Annotated in this window: 21 protein-coding genes; 11 read left to right on the top strand and 10 right to left on the bottom strand. The window is 60.3% G+C overall.

The genetic code is table 11. The features are described 5' to 3' along the window. Positions 1 to 72: 72 nt before the first annotated feature. The 4 genes from BSU04_RS08055 to BSU04_RS08040 all read right to left on the bottom strand — a co-directional run bounded on the left by BSU04_RS08055 (position 73) and on the right by BSU04_RS08040 (position 4858). The gene (locus BSU04_RS08055) at positions 73 to 936 is read right to left on the bottom strand and encodes an alpha/beta fold hydrolase (RefSeq protein ID WP_089160103.1); all 864 of its coding nucleotides are present in this window, start codon (positions 934 to 936) and stop codon (positions 73 to 75) included. Positions 937 to 966: 30 nt separating this feature from the next. Then, positions 967 to 2568: a benzoate-CoA ligase family protein gene (locus tag BSU04_RS08050; RefSeq protein WP_089160102.1), complete on the bottom strand. Its 1602-nt coding sequence runs from the start codon at positions 2566 to 2568 to the stop codon at positions 967 to 969. A gap of 142 nt (positions 2569 to 2710) precedes the next feature. Next, on the bottom strand, positions 2711 to 4306 hold the full coding sequence (locus BSU04_RS08045; protein ID WP_089160101.1) for a 3,4-dehydroadipyl-CoA semialdehyde dehydrogenase: 1596 nt from the start codon (positions 4304 to 4306) through the stop codon (positions 2711 to 2713). Between the two features lie 78 nt (positions 4307 to 4384). Beyond that, the gene (locus BSU04_RS08040) at positions 4385 to 4858 is read right to left on the bottom strand and encodes a DUF4863 family protein (RefSeq protein WP_089160100.1); all 474 of its coding nucleotides are present in this window, start codon (positions 4856 to 4858) and stop codon (positions 4385 to 4387) included. A gap of 168 nt (positions 4859 to 5026) precedes the next feature. On the opposite strand from BSU04_RS08040, the gene BSU04_RS08035 reads away from it, so the two are divergent. The 5 genes from BSU04_RS08035 to BSU04_RS08015 all read left to right on the top strand — a co-directional run bounded on the left by BSU04_RS08035 (position 5027) and on the right by BSU04_RS08015 (position 12328). Further along, a complete protein-coding gene (locus tag BSU04_RS08035) occupies positions 5027 to 5962 on the top strand; it encodes a helix-turn-helix transcriptional regulator (RefSeq protein ID WP_256982300.1) in 936 nt (311 codons plus the stop codon). Positions 5963 to 6071: 109 nt separating this feature from the next. After that, positions 6072 to 7826, top strand: coding sequence for a 2,3-epoxybenzoyl-CoA dihydrolase (gene boxC / locus BSU04_RS08030; RefSeq protein WP_089160098.1), 1755 nt, complete (start codon positions 6072 to 6074; stop codon positions 7824 to 7826). A gap of 78 nt (positions 7827 to 7904) precedes the next feature. After that, positions 7905 to 9332, top strand: a complete 1428-nt coding sequence (boxB, locus tag BSU04_RS08025; protein WP_089160097.1) for a benzoyl-CoA 2,3-epoxidase subunit BoxB — start codon at positions 7905 to 7907, stop codon at positions 9330 to 9332. Between the two features lie 69 nt (positions 9333 to 9401). Continuing rightward, entirely contained in the window at positions 9402 to 10664 is a 1263-nt protein-coding gene (gene boxA / locus BSU04_RS08020) for a benzoyl-CoA 2,3-epoxidase subunit BoxA (RefSeq protein WP_089160096.1), read from the top strand. Between the two features lie 551 nt (positions 10665 to 11215). Continuing rightward, positions 11216 to 12328, top strand: a complete 1113-nt coding sequence (locus BSU04_RS08015) for a porin (RefSeq protein WP_089160095.1) — start codon at positions 11216 to 11218, stop codon at positions 12326 to 12328. Positions 12329 to 12426: 98 nt separating this feature from the next. Here BSU04_RS08015 and BSU04_RS08010 read toward each other — a convergent pair whose 3' ends face one another. Together BSU04_RS08010 and BSU04_RS08000 are read right to left on the bottom strand one after the other, a co-directional pair. Beyond that, the gene (locus tag BSU04_RS08010; protein WP_089160169.1) at positions 12427 to 12792 is read right to left on the bottom strand and encodes a hypothetical protein; all 366 of its coding nucleotides are present in this window, start codon (positions 12790 to 12792) and stop codon (positions 12427 to 12429) included. 356 nt (positions 12793 to 13148) lie between these two features. Next, the gene (locus BSU04_RS08000) at positions 13149 to 13694 is read right to left on the bottom strand and encodes a hypothetical protein (protein WP_179258241.1); all 546 of its coding nucleotides are present in this window, start codon (positions 13692 to 13694) and stop codon (positions 13149 to 13151) included. A 1220-nt stretch (positions 13695 to 14914) separates the two neighbouring features. On the opposite strand from BSU04_RS08000, the gene BSU04_RS07995 reads away from it, so the two are divergent. Next, the gene (locus tag BSU04_RS07995) at positions 14915 to 16414 is read left to right on the top strand and encodes an AarF/UbiB family protein (protein ID WP_089160168.1); all 1500 of its coding nucleotides are present in this window, start codon (positions 14915 to 14917) and stop codon (positions 16412 to 16414) included. Between the two features lie 113 nt (positions 16415 to 16527). Then, positions 16528 to 16953: a hypothetical protein gene (locus BSU04_RS46305; protein WP_179258240.1), complete on the top strand. Its 426-nt coding sequence runs from the start codon at positions 16528 to 16530 to the stop codon at positions 16951 to 16953. Positions 16954 to 17001: 48 nt separating this feature from the next. On the opposite strand, the gene BSU04_RS07985 is transcribed toward BSU04_RS46305, so the two are convergent. The 4 genes from BSU04_RS07985 to BSU04_RS07970 form a co-directional block, all read right to left on the bottom strand. Next, a complete protein-coding gene (locus BSU04_RS07985; RefSeq protein ID WP_089160092.1) occupies positions 17002 to 17235 on the bottom strand; it encodes a hypothetical protein in 234 nt (77 codons plus the stop codon). Between the two features lie 152 nt (positions 17236 to 17387). Continuing rightward, entirely contained in the window at positions 17388 to 17642 is a 255-nt protein-coding gene (locus BSU04_RS07980; RefSeq protein ID WP_089160091.1) for a CsbD family protein, read from the bottom strand. A 138-nt stretch (positions 17643 to 17780) separates the two neighbouring features. Beyond that, entirely contained in the window at positions 17781 to 18137 is a 357-nt protein-coding gene (locus tag BSU04_RS07975) for a response regulator (protein WP_089160090.1), read from the bottom strand. Beyond that, entirely contained in the window at positions 18134 to 19633 is a 1500-nt protein-coding gene (locus tag BSU04_RS07970) for an ATPase domain-containing protein (protein ID WP_089160089.1), read from the bottom strand. Before BSU04_RS07970 ends, BSU04_RS07975 begins: the two co-directional genes overlap by 4 nt. A gap of 345 nt (positions 19634 to 19978) precedes the next feature. Here BSU04_RS07970 and BSU04_RS07965 point away from each other — a divergent pair, with 345 nt between their 5' ends. The 4 genes from BSU04_RS07965 (at position 19979) to BSU04_RS07950 (ending at position 22502) form a co-directional block, all read left to right on the top strand. Next, entirely contained in the window at positions 19979 to 20353 is a 375-nt protein-coding gene (locus tag BSU04_RS07965) for a CidA/LrgA family protein (RefSeq protein ID WP_089160167.1), read from the top strand. A 10-nt stretch (positions 20354 to 20363) separates the two neighbouring features. Beyond that, positions 20364 to 21092, top strand: coding sequence for an LrgB family protein (locus BSU04_RS07960; RefSeq protein ID WP_089160088.1), 729 nt, complete (start codon positions 20364 to 20366; stop codon positions 21090 to 21092). 206 nt (positions 21093 to 21298) lie between these two features. Continuing rightward, positions 21299 to 21568 (top strand): hypothetical protein, encoded by a 270-nt coding sequence (locus tag BSU04_RS07955; protein WP_144021159.1) that lies wholly within the window; start codon positions 21299 to 21301, stop codon positions 21566 to 21568. 232 nt (positions 21569 to 21800) lie between these two features. Further along, positions 21801 to 22502: a DUF2968 domain-containing protein gene (locus tag BSU04_RS07950; RefSeq protein WP_256982297.1), complete on the top strand. Its 702-nt coding sequence runs from the start codon at positions 21801 to 21803 to the stop codon at positions 22500 to 22502. Positions 22503 to 22582: the final 80 nt, after the last annotated feature.

Genomic DNA, 22582 nt, shown 5'->3' with positions numbered 1-22582 from the left:
GAAGCGAAGGGTGGTTGGGGGTGACCGATTGTATCGATATTTTGGTCTTCCCAAGTCGGCGCGTCGCGTCCTTCAGCGCTCCTGGTTCGTGCCCGAGCTTCGGGTACTCCTGACGCGCCAGACGAATGCCCCGATGGCGGCATCGAGCACGGCGGGGCACTGGCGGGGTGGAGAATGTCCGCATGCTGGCAGCTTGGCGAGCTGTGCGTGCGGCAGGTGCGACGCAATGGCGTCGATCTGCGCCATCGTTCCGTACTCGTCGTCATGGCCTTGCACGGCGAGCAGAGGGCAGCGGATGGAAGACAACAGGTCCGTGATGTTCCAGTGCCTGAATTCCGAACTCAACCAGATATCGTTCCACCCGTAGAAAGCTGAATCGACATCGGCGTGATAACGCGACAGCCTGGCCCGCAAATCGCCTTGCTCGTATAAAGCGGTTGCCGCCGAGATCGCCTTGACGGACACATCTTCAACGAATACATGCGGCGCAATCGTAATCACACCACCCAGCGCATCCGGGAAAGCCGCCGCATAAAGCAACGCGATAGAACCGCCGTCGCTATGGCCGATGACCCACATCCGCGCTCGTTCTGCGCTGTCGATGCCAAGGACGTCGAGCAATGCCGGCAGAACGTCGTGAGCCTGCCGTTGCATGAAATCGACCGGCCATTTCACGTCAGCTGCACGCGGGGTCGAGCCGCCATAACCCGGTCGAGAAAAGACGAGGCCACGGAACCCCAGTTGTTCGCAGAGCTTATGCGGCCAATCCTTCCACATGGCAATGGAGCCGAGCCCTTCGTGCAAGAACACGGCGACCGGCGCATCGGGCTGGTCGGCATTCAACCATTGATACTCGAGACGAAGCGATTCCCGGTCGCGCGTTGCGGGCAGATGAGCCAGGCGGATTGCAGGGGTGTGCTGGTCTAATCGGTCCATGACTCGCAGCCAGGCAATGGAGGGGAACGTTCAGGCATCGAGAGCTGGTTCGCGTAATTTAAACCTTTGGATTTTACCAGTCGCGGTTTTCGGCAGGTCGTCAGCGAACAGGATCTCGCGCGGGTATTTGTGAGGCGCCATCCTGGCCTTGACGAACGCCTTGAGTTCCGCGGCGAGTTCGTCCGTTGCCGCTACACCTGGTTTGACCACCACGAACGCACGCGTTTTGACGAGGCCGTCGCGGGTAATACCGACAACTGCAGCTTCGAGAACGTCGTGGTGCTGCAGCAGGACCATCTCGACTTCGACAGGCGACACAAACTGGCCGCTTACCTTCAGCATGTCGTCGCCGCGGCCCTCGTAGACGTAGTTCCCATCGGTTAATCGACGATATTTGTCGCCGCTCCTGAGCCAGTCGCCAAGAAACGTTGCCCGGGATTTCTCGCGGTTGCACCAGTACATGAGGGCGGCGCTTGGGCCCCTGATGTACAGGTCGCCGATCTCGCCGTCTGGCACCGGATGGCCGTTCTCGTCGCGCAGTTCGACTTCATACCCGGGCACGGCCGTGCCGGTCGTCCCATACGCGACATGACCCGCCCGATTCGACAAGAAGATGTGCAGCATTTCTGTAGAGCCGATACCGTCGAGAATCTCGCAGCCCGCATGGGCCGCAAAATGCTCGCCGATCTCGCGCGGCAGCGCTTCTCCCGCTGACGTGCACATCCGCAAGCGGAGATCGGCGCGTGCCGGCATGGCGGGCGAAGCAAGCATGTTCGCGTAGAGCGTAGGCACGCCGCAGAAAATGGTCGGCTTGTATTGCGTGAGGCGTGCGAAGACGGCAGCTGGCGTGGGCCGCTCTGCCATGAGCACCGTTGTCGCGCCGACCGAAAGCGGGAAGGTCAGTGCATTGCCCAATCCATATGCGAAGAACAGCTTGGCCGCTGAAAAGACGATATCGTCTTCGCGGATCCCCAGCACTTGCTTCGCATAGAGTTCCGCGGTCCAGTACAAGTTCGCGTGCGTATGGACGGCACCTTTAGGCTTGCCCGTCGAGCCCGATGAATACAACCAGAACGCGATTCCATCTGCATTGCTTACGAAGGGCATGCGCTGTGGTTCTGCATCGGCCAACAGACGCCTGAAGACGCGTTCGCCCGGGAGATTGTCGTCTTGCGCGTGAGAAACAATCAACGCGCAACCTTCATTGGACGTATCGGCGAGTGCTTGCGCGATAGTTGGCAGTAGCGGCCCCGACGCAATGACCGCGCGGGCCCGGCTGTGATCGAGCATGTACGCGTAGTCCGCCGGCGTCAGCAAGGTGTTCGCGGCAACGGGCACGACGCCCGCATATAACGCACCGAGGAACGCGGCAGGCAGGTCCACGCTATCCAGCATGACCAGCAGGATGCGCTCCTCGGGATGAACGCCCAGCGCGTTCAGCACCGCAGCAAACCGGCGCGCCCGATCCGCTAATTCGCCATACGTGGTGGGTCCGTCATCGTCTATGTACGCAACTTTTTGCGCCCGCACTTCGTTCAATGCGAACAGATGCGCTGCGAAGTTGAGTTTGACCGGCGGCGCGTCTGCGGCCGGTTGTCCGGCGGTCGCGGGCGGCGCAATGATGGCGTCCATGGTGTCTCCTTCCTGATAATGGGGCGACGCCTATGCGCCGGCCGGGTGCCGTGCGCCATGCGTTCGGTTTTGTTCGATGCACAGATCATCTCGAGCCGGTGAAGCGGTGAACGCCGGCCACTGTATGTATCGGCGCGTTGCTTCAAATTTCGACCTTGCCAGTCGATTCCGTAAGCGCTTCGATAGAAGCGGCGGGTCCCTGGATTGCCGCGCGTCGATGATAAAAATTCAGGGCGCGAACTCCGCCGAGTTCCTCACCCCCTCCGGCGCGTCCGGGACCGCCGTGCAGTGACATCGGCATGACGTTGCCGTGACCCGTCTGACTCTGCGCGACCGAGGGCGAGATGGCATGGACGCGACCGTGCGTATCGGCGAGTTCCAGCGCAATGCGAGCAAGGCGCGCGTCGTCGTTCGAATACACCGAAGCGACCAGCGAGCCCTGGCCGCGCCGCGCGAGTTCAACTGCCTGAGATTCTTCGAGCAGCGCGTCACCTGCCGTGACTTCATAACCACATAGTGTTGCCACGGGACCGAACACTTCGACATCGTGGACACGTACCGCGCCGCTTGCGTCGTCGATCACGAAAAGATGCGGCGCGATACAGGCCGCAATAGCCGGATCGGCATCGACTAGCTGAACCTGCGAACCGTCGAACGCGAGGCGCGCTTCTTCGCGCAAAGATGCGATGCCGGCACGAACCGCATCGTATTGTTCGCGGCTGACAAGCGAACCCATGCGCACGGACTCGTTGCGCGGGTTGCCCACGCTCACGCCTGAGAGCTTCGCGCTCAGCGCGTCGGCCGCCGCGCCCAGATGCTGTTTCGGCACGAACGCGCGCCGGATGGCCGTGCATTTCTGGCCTGACTTGACGGTCATCTCGCGCACGACTTCCTTGATGAACAAGTCGAACGCGGCGGTGCCGGGAGCCGCATCGGCTGCGAGGATGGCGCTGTTGAGGCTGTCAGCTTCCACGTTGAGCCGGGCGCCGCGCGCGACGAACGCGGGGTGGGCGCGCAGCATCGCGGCGGTCGCGGCGGAGCCGGTGAACGACACGACATCGAACGTTTCGATCTGGTCGAGCAGGCCCGCCGAACTGCCGCAGATCACGGATAACGCGCCGGCGGGCAAGATGCCCGCATCGACGACATCGGCCACCATGCGTTGCGTCAGCCACGCTGTCGCGGTAGCGGGCTTGACGATGACCGGCACCCCCGAGAGCAGCGCGGGCGCAGCTTTCTCCCACAGACCCCAGGACGGAAAGTTGAACGCGTTGATAAAGAGCGCGACGCCTCGCGTGGGCGTGAGCACATGTTGCGACTGGAAACTCCGGTCTTTGCCAAGACTCGCGGGTGTGCCGTCGCGTAACGCGTGCACGTCGCCCAGCGTGGCGCCCAGTTTCGCGTAATAAGAAAGCGTGAAAATGCCGCCGTCGATGTCGACTGCCGAATCGTTCTTCGTTGTTCCCGAATTCGCAAGCGAAATGGCGTAGTAGTCATCGCGTCGTGCTTGCAGCAGCTTCGCGACTTCCGAAAGCAGCGCGGAACGAGCGGCGTAGGTCAAGCCGCGCAATGCCGCGCCGCCGGTGGTGCGCGCGTAGTCAAAGGCCGCGCGCAGATTGAGGCCATCGCTGCAAACGCGGACCAGCGCTTCTCCCGTGACCGGGTCGGTGAGCGTCGTTGCGCCGCCGTTGCCCGCGACCCATTCGCCCGCGACGTAGTTTCTTAATAGTTCGGCCATTCAAAAGCCCTTCGTGGTCGTTGCTTGATTTGATCTGATGAGTCGATGGGATGATCCAATGTGAATCGACGCATCCGCTCAACCCGCGTGCTTCGTGAATTCGATCGCCCCCTCGGGCAACAGATAAAGCACGAGCGCGTCACCTCCAGCGACTGTCGGCCGATGCGCGCTGCCGGGACCGTACACGCACCAGCCGGCGGCATGGCCGTCGAACGTCGCGCCTTCAGTCAGCGGCACGATCAGGTCGATCTCGCCGTTCGGATGCACATGGTGGGGCCCGGCGATATTGTTCATCTGCACGACATCGACGGAGAAACCGTGGGTGTCGGGCAAAGCCTTGAAGATGCGCCCATAACGGATCCCTGCCGCTTCGCGCTCGGCAAGCCAGCCCTCCTGGGCGCCCGTGCGGCACGCGCTCGCGAGTTCGGTATATCCCGTACTGCCTGCCGCATACTCGGCGTTCAGCCAAGATTCAAGCTCTGCATCGAGTGGCCGGGACGCAATCCTTGCCGTCACGCGCGCAATCAGGCCTTGGAACTCGTTGGGGGACATGCGTATCTCCGTCGCGCTAAAGCGCTGTTCGCCGTTGGCCGCGCCGATCTCCGAGATATTCGCGGCGACGGGTCAGCTTCTTCGTACTGGGTGCATTAAACTTAGCTTGCAACACGTTGCATGTCAAGCACTATAGTACATTTATGTACCTTACTGAGAGTTATGGATATGAAGCAAACCGCCGTTTTGCAGCCAATTGAGGGCGGAAATAGTAGTGCGGACGTCGAAAAAGGGCGCGAGACCCGCGATCCTTTCCTGGTCGGAATGGGGGAGCGCGTTCGTTTGATGCGTGCGCGTCGCGGACTGACGAGAAAAGCGTTGGCGAAAGAGGCTGACGTCTCCGAGCGATATCTGGCGAATCTGGAATCGGGCGTCGGCAATGCTTCCGTGCTGTTCCTGCGGCAGTTGATGAAAGCATTAAACTGCACCTTGGCGGAAATCGTGGGGGACGAAACCACGTTGACGCCCGACTGGCTTCGCATCCGGGAGTTGCTGAGCGGCCGCGATCACGACACCCTCAAGCGCGCGCGGATAGCGCTGGAAGAGATGCTCGCCACCGCTCCGCAGGACCCTCACCGGCTGGAAAGAATTGCGTTGATCGGCTTGCGCGGCGCGGGTAAATCGACGCTCGGCCGCATGCTTGCCGACGAATTGAAAGTGCCGTTTGTCGAGATCAACCGCGTGATCGCGCAACTGGCCGGCTGCCCGCCGTCGGAGATTCATGCGCTATATGGAGCAACGGCTTACCGTCGATATGAGCATCGCGCTCTGGAGGCGGTGATCCAGGAGCATCCGCGCGCGGTGATTGCATCGCCGGGTGGCCTGGTGTCCGAGCCGGCTACCTTGAACGCGTTGCTCACGCACTGTTTTACTGTATGGCTCCAGGCCACGCCCGAGGATCACATGCGTCGTGTGGTAGCCCAGGGGGATCTGCGGCCGATGTCGGGTAACAAGGAGTCCATGGATGACCTGAAACGCATCCTGGCCGGGCGCAGCGAGCTGTACGGCCGCGCGGACATGACCTTCGATACCAGCGGAAAGTCGCTGGCTGAATGTTATTTATCGCTGCGAGACCGGTTGGCGGCACGACTCGCGTCGGAATAGCAAGCATCTGGCCTCCGCATTAACCCGATAAGAGCATTAAAATGCTTGCCGTGACCCGTTAGATGCACTATGGTACACAAATCATATTCAGTGTACGAAGGAGACATCCATGGCAGTCGCGCAATCAGCGGAGCAGGCAGGCATCAATGGCACGCCCCCCGCAGGCCCACCGGCCGTAACCGCAGTACAGGCAGAAACCGTCGCAGCGCCGGCCGGCAAGCGCGTCGATTACCGCACGGAGCCCGCCCGTTACAAACACTGGTCGCTGATGTTCGACGGCGCAGTGGCGACGCTCGGCATCAATATTGCCGAAGACGGCGGTATTCGTGATGGTTATAAGCTGAAACTCAACTCGTACGATCTGGGTGTCGATATCGAATTGCACGACGCTTTGCAGCGCGTGCGCTTCGAGCACCCGGAAGTGCGCACGGTCGTGGTGACGAGTCTCAAGGATCGTGTGTTCTGCTCGGGCGCCAATATTTTCATGCTCGGCCTTTCATCGCATGCGTGGAAAGTCAACTTCTGCAAGTTCACCAACGAGACGCGCAACGGCATAGAAGATACGTCGCGCCACTCGGGTATCAAATTCCTCGCAGCCGTCAACGGCGCTTGCGCTGGCGGTGGATATGAAATGGCGCTCGCGTGCGACGAAATCTATCTGGTCGACGACCGTTCTTCGTCTGTCGCGTTGCCTGAAGTACCGCTGCTCGGCGTGCTGCCCGGCACCGGCGGCCTCACCCGCGTGACCGACAAACGCAAGGTTCGCCACGACCGCGCCGATATCTTCTGCACCATTGTTGAAGGGGTGCGTGGCGAGCGCGCGAAGCAGTGGCGTCTGGTCGATGAAGTCGTGAAGCCGAACGTATTCAAGGAAACGATTCAGGCGCGTGCGCTGGAACTGGCCGCGCAAAGCGACCGGCCGGCCACAGCGCAAGGCATTGCCTTGACGCGTATAGAACGCACGGACCGCGCCGATGGCCTGAGCTATGCGACCGTCGATATCAGCATCGACCGTGCTCGCCGTACCGCAACCTTCACCGCGAAAGCGCCGTCGACGAACCCGCAGTCGGACTTAAGCGAAATCGTCGCGGCCGGCGCTAACTGGTGGCCCCTGCAGTTCGCCCGCGAACTCGACGACGCCATCCTGTGCATGCGCACGAATGAACTCGACATTGGCACCTGGATCTTCAAGACCGAAGGCGACGCACGCACGCTGCTCGCCGCGGACGCTACGCTTCTCGAGCATCGCGACCACTGGTTCGTTCGCGAAACCATCGGCATGTTGCGCCGTACGCTGGCACGTATCGACGTCTCGTCGCGCACGCTGTTCGCGCTGATCGAGCCGGGTTCATGTTTCGCCGGCACCTTCGCCGAACTCGCGTTTGCCTGCGACCGCAGCTACATGGCCGCATTGCCGAGCAATGAGGAAGAGGAACCAGTGCTGACGCTCTCGGAAGCGAACTTTGGCCTCTATCCGATGATCACGGGCCAGTCGCGCCTTGGCCGCCGTTTCTACGACGAAACGGAGCCAATGAACGCGGTACGCGAGCAGATCGGACAGCCGGTTAAGCCAGTCGAAGCGGAGCGTCTCGGACTGGTTACCGCGTCGCCGGACGATATCGATTGGGCCGACGAGATCCGGATTGCTATTGAAGAACGTGCAGCCATGTCGCCGGATGCGCTCACGGGCCTTGAGGCCAACCTGCGCTTCAACGGCGTCGAGACGATGGAGACGCGCATCTTCGGGCGTTTGTCGGCCTGGCAGAACTGGATCTTCAACCGGCCGAACGCGGTGGGGGAGAAGGGTGCCCTCAAGGTGTACGGCAAAGGCAGCAAGGCGCAATTCGACCTCAATCGCGTCTGACGCTTATGACCGCCCGGTCTCGCTCATTCAGCGATCAAATCAAGCGCTCGTCAACGTCACGGCTATAAGGAAATAACCATGTCTACGATCAACTACAGCGAAAAGATCCCGAACAACGTCAATCTCGCCGACGACCGCACGCTGCAGCGCGCGCTCGAACAATGGCAGCCCAACTTCCTGTCATGGTGGGGCGACATGGGGCCGGAAGGCTCGCCGAACTACGATGTGTATCTGCGCACGGCCGTGAGCGTGGACGCCGGCGGCTGGGCTCATTTCGATCACGTGAAGATGCCGGACTACAGGTGGGGCATTTTCCTCACGCCCGGCGTCGCGGACCGGCAAATCAGCTTTGGCGAGCATAAGGGCGAAGCGGCGTGGCAGGAGGTGCCGGGCGAACATCGCGCGAACCTGCGGCGAATCATTGTGACGCAGGGAGATACCGAGCCTGCATCGGTCGAACAGCAACGGCACCTGGGACTCACGGCGCCGTCCATGTATGACTTGCGCAACCTGTTCCAGGTCAACGTGGAGGAAGGGCGTCATTTGTGGGCGATGGTATACCTGCTGCATCGTTACTTCGGCCGTGACGGTCGTGAGGAAGCCGAAGCATTGCTGGACCGTCGTTCCGGCGACGAAAACAATCCGCGCATTCTCGGTGCGTTTAACGAACGCACGCCGGACTGGCTGGCGTTTTTCATGTTCACCTACTTCACGGATCGCGACGGCAAGTTCCAGTTGTCCGCACTCGCCGAGTCCGGCTTCGACCCGCTCGCGCGCACGACGAAGTTCATGCTGACGGAAGAAGCGCATCACATGTTCGTGGGCGAATCGGGCGTCTCGCGGGTGATCCAGCGGACCTCCCAGGTCATGAACGAACTGAAGACCGACGATGTCAACAAGATCCGCGCGGCCGGCGTGATCGACCTTGAAACGATCCAGCGCTATCTGAATTTCCACTACTCGGTGACCATCGATCTGTTCGGTGCGGATCATTCGTCGAACGCGGCGACCTTCTATAGCTCGGGCCTCAAGGGCCGTTACGAAGAAAGCAAGCGAGACGACGATCATCAGTTGAACGGCCAGAGCTACAAGCTGCTCGACGTTCAGGACGGCAAGCTGGTCGAGCGCGAGGTGCCCATGCTCAACGCCATGAACGAGGTGCTGCGTGATGACTACATCAGGGATTCCGTGGCAGGTGTCGGGCGCTGGAACAAGGTGCTGGAAAAGGCGGGTATCGACGTTCGCCTGAGCGTGCCGCACAAGGCGTTCAACCGTCAGATCGGCACCTTTGCCGGCGTGCGCGTGGCACCCGACGGGCGCTTGGTCAATGAAAACGAATGGAAAGCGAACGAGGCGAAATGGCTGCCGACGCCGGAGGATCGTGCGTATGTCGCCTCGCTGATGGGCCGCGTCGTCGAGCCGGGCAAGTTCGCCAACTGGATCGCACCGCCGGCGATGGGCATCAATCGCCAGCCCGTCGATTTCGACTACGTGCGCTTCAACTAAGCAATTCAGCAGGCGCGTCGGGACCGCTAGCGCAATGTCGTTGCGGTCCCGGTGCAGATGGAGACAACAATGAACGGTCCAGCCCCCATGGAAGTCCTCAAGCAGCATCTGATCGACCCGGAGATCTGCATTCGCTGCAACACATGCGAAGAGACCTGTCCTGTCGACGCCATTACACACGACGCCAACAACTACGTCGTCAAGGCTGAGGTCTGCAACGGCTGCATGGCGTGCATCTCACCGTGCCCTACCGGCTCTATCGACAACTGGCGCACGGTGCTGAAATCGCAGGCCTACAGCATTGAAGAGCAGTTCACCTGGGACGAACTGCCGGCGCAGAACACCACGGCAAGCGCGGCGCTGGATAACCATGCTCCAGCCAGCGCCGATGCCGGCGCCAGCGCAGCGGATAACCTCGACGAAAGCCCGGCAGGCATCGACGTGGATACGGCGCGCGGCTCGACTTTGCCGCCTTGGTCGGCGGCCAAGCCGTACGTGAACTTGTACACGCACAAGCTGCCGATCGTGGCGACGGTGGTGGGCAACTACCGGCTTACCGGCGAGTCCACCGCAAGCGATATTCATCACATCATGCTGGATTTCGGCACCACGCCATTTCCGGTGGTCGAGGGTCAGTCGATCGGCATCTTGCCGCCGGGCGCAACGCAAGACGGCAAGACGCACCACGCTCGCCAGTACTCCATCGCGAGCCCGCGCGACGGCGAACGCGAGGGGTATAACAACCTGTCGCTGACGGTCAAACGCGTCACGCAGGATCATCGCGGTAAGGAAGCGGACGGCGTCTGCTCGAACTATCTGTGTGACTTGAAGAAGGGCGACAAGGTCAATGTGATCGGTCCGTTCGGCAGCACGTTCCTGATGCCGAACCATCCCAACTCGCATTTGCTCATGATCTGCACGGGCACGGGGTCGGCCCCGATGCGCGCGATGACGGAATACCGGCGACGCAGGCGGTTGAAGGGCGCGACCGGCAAACTGATGCTGTTTTTCGGCGCGCGGACCAAGGAGGAGTTGCCTTACTTCGGACCGCTCGTGAATCTGCCGAAGGATTTCATCGATACAACCCTGGCGTTTTCACGCACTGCAGGGCAGCCGAAGCGCTACGTCCAGGACGCGATGCGCGAACGTGCGGCAGATGTCGGGCAGATGCTGCGCGATGACAACACATTCATCTATGTGTGCGGGCTCAAGGGGATGGAGGACGGCGTGCTGCAAGCGCTGCGGGATATTGCCGTGCAGAACGGCATTGAATGGGACCCGTTATGGCGGGCGCTCAAACGGGAAGGTCGGTTGCATCTCGAGACCTATTAACCGCTTTCCAGAACACTTTGATTTGCCGAACATTCGACGCCCGCTCACGCGGGCGTTTTGCATCGGGTCTCTCGTTTCCCGTTACCAAAGTCGTCAAGATCACTTATTGATTCGGTTCGCAAATCAATAACGTTAATTGAAAGAATAAATCAAAACTGTTTGCCGGGCGATACTGTCTCAACCCAAAAACAAGAGACGGAGACAAGATGAACGGACGCTCCTTGGCCGGCAGTATTAGCGCAGCAAGCCGGTCGCCCAAGCAGGGCTCGCTACGCATCGGCGCCACGCGATCTGCCCGACGAACGTTTGCCCGCGTTTGGCGCTCGGCTTGACCCGCGGCGAGCCGCACGCGGTACCTGAAAAACCCGGCATTCGCTGCCACGCGACTACGGGCTTCGCCTGTTCAACACTCCTCGGCTGATTCACACGTTCGAGTCATACCGTTTGAGTCGTACCGAGATCCTTTAGCCGTCGTCATTGCACGCCCGACATCCCCTCGACGAAGGGGCGGGGAACCGCTTTGCATAAAAAAACCTGATGGAGACAACGCGATGAAGAAGAGATGGATTTGCAGCGCCGCAGCATTGGCAATATCGGCGATGGCCACCCCTTGCGCTTACGCGCAAAGCAGCGTCACGCTGTACGGCATTATCGACGCCGGCATCACGTACTTCAGCAATCTGAACGGGCACGGAACCTTTGTGGCGAACGACGGCTCGATCCAGTCGAATCGCTGGGGGTTGCTAGGCAGCGAAGATCTTGGCGGCGGTGCCAAGGCTATTTTCCAGTTGGAGAATGGCTTTAATCTATATAACGGCACCATGGTCCAGTCCGGCGTGTTGTTCAGCCGCCAGGCATGGGTGGGCCTCACCGACACCAGTCATGGCACGCTCACGCTCGGCAAGCAATACGACTTCTTCTGGGACAATCTCACGCAGTTCGCGATGGGGCAGTACGCCGGGCAATACTCCTGGCATCCGGGCGACTTCGACCATCTGGCCGGCACCTTGCACATCAACAACGCGCTCAAGTACAAGTCGCCAACCTATTATGGTTTTTCATTCGGCGCCCTCTATGCGTTCCCTTCGCAATCCGTCTCGGCCGGGACCGGACGCGTGATCGCGTTCGGCGCTCGATACGACGGCGGCCCGTTCCAGGCTGGCGTCGCCTACACCGATACCCATGATCTCGGTCTCAACGCGCCGACCCAGGCGGGTACCACGCTGTTTCCGAACTTGTCGGGGGCGCCGGTCCTGGCCACGAGCGTCAGCACGATCGGCGCAGGTGCGAGCTACCGGTACGGACGCAGCCTCACGCGGCTGCTTTTCACCGATACCCACTTTCGCGTCGCCAACGACAGCGGTTCGATGCCGACCTACGAGATCAACGAGGTGTTTCAGTTGACCCCGGCGACGACCTTGATGGGCGGCTATTGGTGCAGCAAACTTGGCGAGCAGAAGTTTCAGAACGGGACGGTGCTGCTTGACTATGCGCTGTCCAAGCGCACGGACGTCTACACCAGCGCCACCTACTTGCGGGTATCGGGCGGCGCTGCGCCGGTGTTTCTCGGCGGTGGCTCGGCACCCGTGTTTTCCAATGGCGTGTATGTCGGCTCGGGGGATTCGTCAACGGCAATCCGGATCGGGATGCGCACGAGATTCTGAAGCCGGCGCAGTAAAGCCGACGCAGCAAAGCGCTTCAAGGCAGGGGGCTTTCGTCGAATCGATGACTCTCATCAAGGAAGGCCCCTGATTTTGCCGGGTCAGTCGGCCGGCCGTTTATCGGCGAGCGCGCGCTTGCATTCATCGAGCACGCGCAACACCAGCTCCGATTGATAGTTGAGGTCGTCGCTGTCCAGGATCTCTTCCACGGCATCGCGGGCCCAATCGGCATCCACGAGTTCCGAATGGCGTTGGGCGAGGTCGGCTGCAATCGCTGCGAGCTTTGCGATGGCGAGCCATTCAGCTTGGCGCTTATGCCTGTCCAGCCACTTGTGAGCCGCTTGTACGTGAAAAGCCGCAGTGGGCCAGGAGCCGTTCAGATAGTAGGCGCCGAGGCTTCCGCACGTAAGCCAGCAGAGCAATTCCACGCGGTCGGTCGGGGTGAGATTGTGGCGTACATCGTTCATGGCGGAGCTCACGAAGATGATTGACGTGTGCCGGACGTTCTGATTCCGGCATGAAAACGATAGCACGCTACGGTGCAATGCGGAATCATCCAATTTCCGCCGCGTGTTCGCGGACGAACAGGCGCTGCTGCAAGCTCGGCGGCCGCTGGTGAAAAACGCCGGGCCGCGTTTCCCTGCGCCGGCTTTTGCGCTGCGGTGCCGGACGGGGCGCTTGAACGGTCCGTCTTCGTCGACGCAGAAAGGGGGCCGCCTTCATTCACCGGTACTCACCGGTCACATGCCTGTTCCTGCCGATGTAACGCCCGCAACGTAACGCAGCGCAACACGCGCGTCCACCGGCGTCGCGCCGCGACGCGTCACGATGCCATCGCCGCAGTGATTTCTCCATAAGACGACTGCAGCCGGTCGATCTTTTCCCGCAGATCATCGAGCCGGTTCGTGGCTTTATTGGCCAGTTCCCGCACGCTTTCCAGTAAATGCTCGCATAACGCAGAGTGTTGAGCGACCAATGAATCGAACATCAAGGCTTCCGGATCTCCTGATTGACTCGCTGCCGCCTCGACGTGAACCGGAAGCGCTCCTTTCTGAGCCGTCCTCAACCGTTCCGTTACTGCGGCGAATTTCTCGACAGGGCCAATGGCCGTGCGAATGGAGGCATCGACTTCATCAAGCGCCGCTTTAAGGTCGAGCGCGTTCTCTTCGATCGACAGGGTTAGTACTTCCACCTTTTGCGGTGTCATGTAACCTCGCCTGGCGAGCGTTACACCTGCATTGACAATCGCTGCCGTAATCGCCGATACCGCCATGCGCTCCGTCTCAACACGGCTTTTGAGGTCAGTGCATTCTGCAATTACCTCATGAAAGGCATTCAGGTGGGTTTCGATCACTGGAGTTGTTAGCATAGTGATAATCTAAGGTGGACAAAAAGACGACGAATTAATTTTTAATTGAACAAATAAGCGTCAGCAAACAAGCATTAAACGTGCCAATTCTGAAAGCAAAATTTCTGGACATACCTTTGCGAGGCCCGGCGCGATCGCGCACAGGCAGACAGAAGTGGGACACGGTGTGTCTGGATGGATCCCCTTCCGGACGTATCGATAATTTAGGTCAATTCTGCTCATTCAAACAAATAGTTTATTTCTAAGCGAAAAAATTGCCGATCCGACTGGCCGTCATGTTTACCGCGTAGCAATAGACTTTTGATACGTTGCAGCTTATAAAGCGCGTTTGCTCAGAGCCCGGAAACGCAGTTTTAGTAGTTGTGATGTCGGGTTTGAGGAGAACGCTGATTTTTACATTCTAAAGCTGGGAAAATAATTCACAGACGCCATGGAAATTCTGCAAAGTGAACAGTTAAATCGTTGCATGTTTATCTTGCTGGTTCAACAGGCGTTGTGGTTAGACCAAGACAACAAAATCTGCAGGTCGTTGCAGATATCGACGCATCCTGAAAAACAGTGCGGACATCGCTGCTGGGGCTGGCGGCTTTTGCGCAGTAGGGGCGCGGGTTTCTCCCGTTGAAAAAGGAATACGAGGCAGCTTTTTATGCATTGCAACGTTTGCTTATGTACATCGTGATTTCAAGATGTAGCGCACATTGCTGGATGTCAATATTGGGAAACGCAGTGCAATGAATTGTGAGATGTCCCCCGATGCGACGAGACTCGTGTGACAAATAGAGATTGAAGAAGGAAATTTGAAAAATGCCGTGAGTCAATAGTTTGCCAACAAACCTGGATTTATACATCAGACAATTAATATGCTTCGTTCAGATTCTTAATTGCGCCATCAGTGACTAAAAATTGCTTGAGCGCCATGCGGGAGGATTAGCGTTCGGACCGTGCCGGCGTGCGCGCAGTTCGTCGATGAATGCCTCAGATCGCCCAGCCTGGGTTCGACGCGCCGGTCCGTTCTGATCTATCTTCTTCAACTCCGTTGCAGCTACCGGCGGCCCGAGTGTTATCCATGAGAACGCTCCGAACGCTTGCGTGACCAACATGAATTGCGCAAGGATTGCTCTTTTGAGGTTTGACTCGCGTGGGGCTTCCGTGTTTCTTTACCCTGTCCACCTCACCAAGGAGCGGAAAATCAGTTATTCGAGCCTGTGCCGGGTGAACCGATGATGCAACGCGTGAGTGCAATCTGGCGCCTCGCGACGCTGTTTGCGCGGGAAAGCCGCGCAAAGTCCGCCGCCGACGCCCCCATCCATCGCGTCTTGCGTTCGTTCGCTGCCGGCGCGCGTAGCCGCGGCGCTACCAGTCTTACCCAGCGAGTGCCGGTGTTGCAGAACCTGTCCGGTATGCTGACCATGGCGTCGGGCCTGCTGGCGCAACATCCGGGGTTGGCCGAGACGGCGGTGCGCGTCGCGCTCGCCGAATTGGACACCCTCAAGGCGCCGCTGAAAGATGCGCCGCTGCGCCGGGCGCTCGAAACTGCGCTGCCGCCGGGACGGGCTGCCGCGTTGATCGATGTGGATGCCGAGCCTGAACGCTGCGCAATAGCGCAGCAGACGCACCGTGCGCTGATTACGCTGGACATGACCCCCGGCATCGGTGGGAGCGCACCGCCTGTCGCCGTCCGCGTCACGTTGATCCGTACCGATGCACGCACCGAACTGGTGCAAGATTTGGATGTGGCGAACTCGGCGGCGCGTTTGGCCGGTCGTTTTTCGCGCGAGGTTCGGGAGCAGAATATCGTCGCGCTGATCGCACGCTTGACGGAGTCGGTTATCGGGATGCTTGATTTGCGCCAGCGCGCTGCTGATCAAAGTTTTCTCCGCTACCGGTTGCGCGAGGTGAACAAAGACGCGCGGGTCGTCGTGCCCGAAGTACTGTGGGATTTTTGCAGCGACACGGTGCTCGTCACGCGCGCCGTGCGCAGCGTGCCGCTCTCGGACGCCAGAGCGCTGCGCGTCCACGGTCTGGACCCCGCCCAATTGATTGCTACGTGGATCGAGGTTTTTTTCGAGACGGCGCTCGGCGAGGGTGTGTTCCACGCCGGTCTGGAAGCGGCGGGTGCGGCGGTCAGCATCGAGCCGGACACCTTCGGGGCGCTCGTGCTCGACGGAGACTCGCCGCTCACGTTTTTCGCCGCGCACGAACGCAGTTTCCTCGTTGCCGGGTCGAACGCGTTGTTGCACGGCGATCACAAGGCGGCTGCGCGTGAACACATGCGGCATGGGCGGCCCGACGAACACGAGACGCAGCATGCGGTGCGTGTGGAAGCGACGTACCGGCGGGAGGCGGAGCGTTTTGCCGGCGACGCGCATCGACATCGGACGGCCGCCGATCTTTTCACGGCATTGGGCAAAGGACCGCTCGAGCACGCATTCGGCGACGCCCATACGGGCATTGCGTCCCGCGCGGCGTTGCTTGCGCGCTCGGCGCAGAGCATCGAGGAAATGGCACATCGGATTGCTCCGGATATCGACGTGTGGCCCATCGCGCGCCGGGTGATCATGCGTCTGGCGCTGGATCAGTTCAGCTCGCATGGCCTCGTCGCACAGTTGGCGAAGGAAGCCGTGCACTGGCCGCACGCGTTGCCGCGCGTGCCGAATCTGCTCGCGGATTGGGTGACGCGACAAAACCGCCGGAATGCGGATTCCCGCTCCGCGCGGTAGCTGCGCTTTGCTACCCCGCTCGCTCGGAGCGGGAAAAAAGCCAGGGAAAGCGCGACAAGGAACGTCGGTTGCTCGACTGATGGGACGTCAAACCATCACGACAGGAGCACCTAATGACCACGACGCCATCGACCACGACGCCATCGACCACATCACAACCGACCACAACGCAACGCGACCTAGACAACAGCAAACCGCTTGGGGATTCCGGCAGTGGCGCGAGCGGCGGTGGCTCCGGCGGCAATCTGCCGGGCGGGGCGGCAACCGGCGGTGACGCGAGCCAAGGAGTAAGACCGGCCGACGCGCCTCGGCCATCGAGCGCGAAAGCTGAACCCGGTGAGCCTGACGGCCGCAATCTCACGCAGCATCCAAAGCAGACTGCCGAGGTCCCCCTGGGCAGCGGCAACACGCCCGAAGCGAGCGGTCGCGGCGGGTTCGGATCGCATAGTTCGGAGCCGGAAGGGGTATCGGAGCCAAGGCCGGTGGATCCGATGCCTGCGACTAACGACAAGGACAAGGAAGACAAGCCGTCGAAATAAATGAACTACGGACGCGGCGGGAGCAGCGCCCGTTTTATGCGAAGCCCGTCAGGGCATACCGCCAAGCGATGGTGAAATGATGCTGCCGGGCGCAAGGTCGTCCAGAGCAGCATCGTTCGTTGTGCGCGAAGACAGCGGCGCGTGGCTCGAGCTGCACGAATTAACTGAATCCTGCCCGATGCAACGCTGAAAGGCGTCGGCCACGACGCTGTCCGAAAATGTATAAACGGTATGGTCGACCAGCACTTCTGTGTCTGAGAGACGGCTTGCGGTGATTGTCATGGGGTTCCCCTTTAAGGTTGCATCATGAAAATCAGCATCTAGCGCGCCCGATACACGGAGATCGCGTGGAAGCGAGCCGTTTAGGACACAAAAAAACTGGCCCCGCTTTTCAGCACGGCCAGCCGTTTTTCACACAACCCGTGGCGCCCAACTTACCGTTGCCGCGCCCAGATCGCGCCGAGCACGAACCCGATTGCACCTGCTACGAGCACGCCATTGATCGGCTTCGCAATCACCGCCTCACGAACGTTGTCGATGGTCTCGCCGTAGTTGAGCTGAATCTTGCCGAGCACCTGGCGCGCCTTGCCTTCAGCCTGCGTCGCCGCGTCGCCGGTCAAACCGCCGACCGCATCCTGCACCTTGCCCACGACGGTTTGCGCCGCGCCTTCTACCTGATCTTGCACCATGGTGCCTCCCGTTCTAGTTGAAGCGGTTTATCGAAGAAATCCGGCTAACCGGAGCGTTCATTTCAGCAGGGATCGTGCCCAGGTGGCGCGCCGCCCCAAGTGGGTCGCCTTAAATGGATAGCCCTGGGTGGTTTGCCCTCAAGCCGTGCCGATCAGGCGGGCAACGATTCCAATGAGCTCATCGATAGAAAGCGGCTTCCGATGAAATTCGAGGTGCGGGTGCGTGACCGTCGGCGTGCGCGCGGCGGCGCTGGAAAGCACGACGGGAATCCGCACGAGGGTGTCGTCGGCGGCGAGTGCGTGGCATAACGCGACGCCGTCCATGGCGGGCATCATCCAGTCCGTAATGATCAGGTCGGGAGGATTCGCACGCGCTGACTCGAGCGCCAACAACCCGTTTGACGCCGTACTGACCTCGTATCCTTCCATCTGGAGCACAAGCCGCCAGGTGGTCAGGAGGTCAAATTCATCGTCCACGACGAGGATCTTTTTCATTTCCGCGTGCCGGTGTCCGGGTCGGAAAGCGTCAGCGGGATCGTGCCGCGCGCCGATAACAATGTGGTCGTGCCGATGAAACCGTCCGTGAGATGCAAGCCATTTTCATCGATGATGAAGCGGCGGATGGACGGATCGTGGGCGCTTTCGCGCTGCTTGATAATAGAGACGATCCGATACAGCGACGTGGATGTCTCCACGTATCGCATCAACACGATGTTCTCCGTCATGGCCGATGCGCGGATCGAGCAGCCGTGCGCCATGTCCGCATAAAGCGGCAGCTCCTCGGTGAGCATCGTCGTGACGCTTTCCTGGCGCAGCCGGTGCGTCAATGCGTTCAGGAACAGCCCGAAACGCTCCATGCGGTTCGCCGAATCGTGGAATCCTTCAATCCCGTCCACCACGAGCCGCGACGCGCCCGCGCGCTTCACCACCGAAATCAGCTCGGCCGCGAGTTCATCGATGGCAAGTTCCACCGCTGGCCGCCACTCGACGATCAGGCGAGCGTCGGCAACTGCATCGGCAAGATGAATGGATACGGATTCTGCCTTGGCGATCAGCCGCTCCGGTGATTCGTAAAAGCCGAAATACACGCAGCGCTCGCCGTTAGCTACGCCGGCCTCGAGGAATTTCAGTGACAGCAGCGTCTTGCCGATTCCCGACGGCCCGATCAGCGTCGTGGTCGAGCCTTTCACCACGCCGCCGCCGAGCATGATGTCGAAGTCGGGGAGGCCGAACGCGAGCTTCGACTTCAGGTCCGGTGCGCCCTCAAGCAGCATCGAGCGCGCTTCCAGGCGAGGGAAAGTGACGAGGCCGTCGGCGGTGATCTTGAAGGAATGGCGTCCCAGCAAATGATCGCGGCCGCGCAATTTATGCACTTCGATTTCCCGCGCGCGCCGCATGCCGGTGGCGAAACGGTTGAGCTCGACCAGGCCGTCCACGAGCGTGTGTTCCGGATGTGGCTCGTTGCCCGAGAGCGGCGCGAGGATCAGCGTCGTGCAGCCCGCGGCCGTCACGAACGCGCTCAATTCGTGGATGAACTGCGACAACTCCAGCTCGGTGGAACTGAATTCGCGGGCGCTGCGAAATCCGTCGATCACCATGAAACGGGGGCGGCTTGTCTTGATGGTCGACGCGATCAAGGCGAGGAAACCGTTCAGGCCGTCGCGCATCAACTCGTGGTAGCCGGAGACGAACAGCATTTTGTCCGAGATAGCATCGGCGTTGTAGAACGACAGCCTTTTCAGATGCGAGAGCAGCTTCGAATGCGACTCTGCGATCAGTGTGATGTACAGCACCGAGTCACCCTCGGCCACGCGATGAAAACCGATCTGCGTGGACAGGATGGTCTTGCCCGCTCCCGCCATGCCTTCAATCAGATACAAGCCGCCCTTGATCAGGCCGCCGCCGAGTATGTCGTCGAGGCCGGGCACGCCCGTTGTCACGGTGTTCGGGTCGTAATCGGTCTGGCTGGATGAAGTGGCTTGGTCGGTCATGGATATCTCGAGTGTCGTCGCCTGGCTCGTTCGTGTGTCGCGTAGAAACGGATTATCGCCGAGATGACTCGCGATGTCGGCATTTGTAAATTTTTATGGTGGCGTCGATTGGATCGACCGGGAACGGGAGATGAGGGCTTGGTCCAATCCGCGCCGCATCGATCCTGCCGCATCAGCCCGATTGCTCGCACTTTTCGCGCCCGGTCGCGCTTGGTCGCGCTTGGTCTCACTTCTCGGGCGCGCCAGGCGCTTGGCACTACGCTTGGCACTACGCGTGGCATCATCGAGGACACACCGCTTTCACTCGCGCTTTCACCCGTCAAACATCACTCAATCAACCACGCCATGCTGCGCGCTCTTGCCACCTTGCTCTTGTTCCAGTGTTTGGGAGAAGGCCTTTCGATGGGCTTGCATCTGCCCGTTCCGGGACCGGTGATCGGCTTGTTGCTGCTGTTCGGCTTCCTGCTGATGAGGCCGTCCGCCGTCGATTCGATCGAGCCTACCGCGCTCGAACTGCTCCGGCATTTGTCCTTGCTGTTCGTGCCCGCTGGGGTTGGCATCATGGCGGCCGCCGGCAAGGTGCGCGGTGAAGGGTTCGCGATCGCCGTTGCGCTGGTGGTGAGCACGACACTTGCGATTGCCGTCACCGCGCTTGTCACGCGGGCGCTGATGCGCCGTCAGATGCGCCGGTCGCGTGTGAATACGCCTTCCGGGCTTTGAGGGCGACGCCATGACACAACTCGGCGCCCTTTGGGTCTACCTCGCCGCTACACCGCTGCTCGGTCTGACCATGACCTTGTTCGCGTACCTCATCGCACAAGGCATCTACGCCCGTGCCAGGTTCAATCCGCTCGCGAACCCCGTTTTGATTGCGGTGGCGCTGGTTGTCGCCGTGCTGAGCATGACGCACACGCCGTATCAAACCTATTTCCAGGGTGCCCAGTTCGTGCACTTCCTGCTCGGCCCGGCGACAGTCGCGCTCGCGCTGCCGCTCTACCGGCAACTGCCGAAGCTGCGTCGCGCCGCCGTGCCGCTGGCCGGCGGCCTGATCGCTGGGTCGTTGACGGCGATTGTGTCCGCGACCGCCGTTGCAATGTTATTCGGCGTGTCGCGCGTGACGGTGATATCGCTTGCGCCCAAGTCCGCGACCACGCCGATCGCCATGGCTATTGCAGAGCGGCTGGGTGGACTGTCGTCGCTGACTGCCGTGCTGGTGATTTGCACCGGCGTGTTCGGCGCGGTATCGGCGCGCACGATCCTCAATGTTTTACGTATCGAAGAACCCGATGTGCGAGGCTTCGCGCTAGGCGTGGCGTCGCATGGCATAGGGACGGCGCGCGCTTTCCAGGTCAGTGATGAAATGGGCGCATTCGCTGGCCTCGGCATGGGCTTGAACGGATTGTTCACGGCATTCGTGGTGCCGGTCTTGTTGCCGATGGTTTTGCGCTGGATCAACTGACCCGCAAAGGATTGAAACAATAGGCGCAATCCAGGAGAAATTCGGAACTCGCTCATGGCCCGGGCGGCACGATGATGGTCTCATGCTGGTTGGTTGCGGGCGCTGCTATTTGGCGCGCGCGAGTTCCACATCTGGTTCACGCCTGTCACGAGTACGCGGTTCAATGGTTGTTCGCGCGCAGGCATTTTTTGCGGCGAATCCTTCTCATGTCTTTGCACCTCCGTTCAGTTTTCTTCGCCGCCGGCCTGATTGTGTTTGGCAGTTTGTCGCAGGTCTCGCCGAGCAGCGCGGCAACGTCCGTCGATCCCCGCATTTACTCCAACGCGCCGCTCACTTTCAAGGCGGATCGCCGTATCTTTTCCGCAGTGCCGGCACAAGCCGTCGATAGGCGGATCTTCTCGCCCGTCGACATGCCAGGCGACACGAGTGCCGCCAAGCGCGTTCAGGATTACGCGCGCTTGCGCCACGATCTATGAAAACGGCGGGAATTCCGCAATGAATTCCGCAATGAATTCCGCAATGAAGTACGCAATGCTTATGCAATGAGCCGCTACATGAATCGCTTCAAAAATCGTTTCGAATCGTGGAGTGTTTTCACGCGATGGTGAGACAATAAAAAGCCGCTTCACGCATTTTCCGCTTTAGCTTTTCTATCTGCCATAATTCTGGTGCTTTCGCATTCTTAATTGCGTTCAACCCGGAAATTCCATGAACTCCAACTACACAACGAGAGGCGGGGCACTGGTCTTGGCATGGTTCGTCCTGTGCGGCGCAGCGTGTGCCGCCGGGCCCACAGCGCCCATGCAAGGCAGTGCCCCGGCAGCCGATGCACTCGGGGACTCAAGCGCGCGCCGCAGTCTCCTGACCAACGGCGCAGCCGACGAACCGCAAGCCACGGTGAATGGCAACATCGCGGAACTGCAGCAAATGATTCGCGACGCAAAGGTAAAGGAATTGCGTACCACGTATAACGGCAGTTATGGCGCCAGCATGCTGTTTTACCCCGATGAAATGACGTTTTATATTGCATTGTTTCAGCAAAAGAAATTCTGGCGCGTGGTCAAGACTCAAGTGGACTCGCGTGCGGAAACGATATACGCGGACTTTGCCAAGAACAGCGCGGCGCTCGCCGATACCGAGATCCGCCGGACCAAGCTCGAAGCTGAGAAAAACTTTGCTGACCGGCTGATCGCGGTCCAGCAAGGGCGCGCGAATCGTCTGCAGGCGGACCTCGATGTCGCGCGTGCGCAGCAGAGCCAGGTTGCCGACCGGCAGGCGGAGCAACAGGAAGCGATCCGTTCGCTGCGCGCGCAACAGGATGCCGCACAAGCGCAATTGCGTGCATTGCAAACCAAGGTGCAGGATCTTCAACGCCAGTCGGATGTCGACCTGATGCCATTGCCAAAATGAAGCGCGCCTGACGGATCAGGCTTCCCGATCTTGCCTTTGCCGACTGCGCTTCGCTCGCTTGCAGCGCATTTCAAAGTGTG

Origin of the sequence: Caballeronia sordidicola, from assembly GCF_002220365.1 — a bacterium.
Lineage (GTDB): Bacteria > Pseudomonadota > Gammaproteobacteria > Burkholderiales > Burkholderiaceae > Caballeronia > Caballeronia sordidicola_C.
Note: the sequence above shows the minus strand (reverse complement) of the source record. Positions and strands in the feature narration are given on the sequence as shown.

What these genes read in the sequence shown, in the direction of transcription:
- BSU04_RS08055 (WP_089160103.1), bottom strand. Translation starts at nt 936, where the DNA reads ATGGACCGATTAGACCAGCACACCCCTGCAATCCGCCTGGCTCATCTG.
- BSU04_RS08050 (WP_089160102.1), bottom strand. Translation starts at nt 2,568, where the DNA reads ATGGACGCCATCATTGCGCCGCCCGCGACCGCCGGACAACCGGCCGCA.
- BSU04_RS08045 (WP_089160101.1), bottom strand. Translation starts at nt 4,306, where the DNA reads ATGGCCGAACTATTAAGAAACTACGTCGCGGGCGAATGGGTCGCGGGC.
- BSU04_RS08040 (WP_089160100.1), bottom strand. Translation starts at nt 4,858, where the DNA reads ATGTCCCCCAACGAGTTCCAAGGCCTGATTGCGCGCGTGACGGCAAGG.
- BSU04_RS08035 (WP_256982300.1), top strand. Translation starts at nt 5,027, where the DNA reads ATGAAGCAAACCGCCGTTTTGCAGCCAATTGAGGGCGGAAATAGTAGT.
- boxC (WP_089160098.1), top strand. Translation starts at nt 6,072, where the DNA reads ATGGCAGTCGCGCAATCAGCGGAGCAGGCAGGCATCAATGGCACGCCC.
- boxB (WP_089160097.1), top strand. Translation starts at nt 7,905, where the DNA reads ATGTCTACGATCAACTACAGCGAAAAGATCCCGAACAACGTCAATCTC.
- boxA (WP_089160096.1), top strand. Translation starts at nt 9,402, where the DNA reads ATGAACGGTCCAGCCCCCATGGAAGTCCTCAAGCAGCATCTGATCGAC.
- BSU04_RS08015 (WP_089160095.1), top strand. Translation starts at nt 11,216, where the DNA reads ATGAAGAAGAGATGGATTTGCAGCGCCGCAGCATTGGCAATATCGGCG.
- BSU04_RS08010 (WP_089160169.1), bottom strand. Translation starts at nt 12,792, where the DNA reads ATGAACGATGTACGCCACAATCTCACCCCGACCGACCGCGTGGAATTG.
- BSU04_RS08000 (WP_179258241.1), bottom strand. Translation starts at nt 13,694, where the DNA reads ATGCTAACAACTCCAGTGATCGAAACCCACCTGAATGCCTTTCATGAG.
- BSU04_RS07995 (WP_089160168.1), top strand. Translation starts at nt 14,915, where the DNA reads ATGATGCAACGCGTGAGTGCAATCTGGCGCCTCGCGACGCTGTTTGCG.
- BSU04_RS46305 (WP_179258240.1), top strand. Translation starts at nt 16,528, where the DNA reads ATGACCACGACGCCATCGACCACGACGCCATCGACCACATCACAACCG.
- BSU04_RS07985 (WP_089160092.1), bottom strand. Translation starts at nt 17,235, where the DNA reads ATGACAATCACCGCAAGCCGTCTCTCAGACACAGAAGTGCTGGTCGAC.
- BSU04_RS07980 (WP_089160091.1), bottom strand. Translation starts at nt 17,642, where the DNA reads ATGGTGCAAGATCAGGTAGAAGGCGCGGCGCAAACCGTCGTGGGCAAG.
- BSU04_RS07975 (WP_089160090.1), bottom strand. Translation starts at nt 18,137, where the DNA reads ATGAAAAAGATCCTCGTCGTGGACGATGAATTTGACCTCCTGACCACC.
- BSU04_RS07970 (WP_089160089.1), bottom strand. Translation starts at nt 19,633, where the DNA reads ATGACCGACCAAGCCACTTCATCCAGCCAGACCGATTACGACCCGAAC.
- BSU04_RS07965 (WP_089160167.1), top strand. Translation starts at nt 19,979, where the DNA reads ATGCTGCGCGCTCTTGCCACCTTGCTCTTGTTCCAGTGTTTGGGAGAA.
- BSU04_RS07960 (WP_089160088.1), top strand. Translation starts at nt 20,364, where the DNA reads ATGACACAACTCGGCGCCCTTTGGGTCTACCTCGCCGCTACACCGCTG.
- BSU04_RS07955 (WP_144021159.1), top strand. Translation starts at nt 21,299, where the DNA reads ATGTCTTTGCACCTCCGTTCAGTTTTCTTCGCCGCCGGCCTGATTGTG.
- BSU04_RS07950 (WP_256982297.1), top strand. Translation starts at nt 21,801, where the DNA reads ATGAACTCCAACTACACAACGAGAGGCGGGGCACTGGTCTTGGCATGG.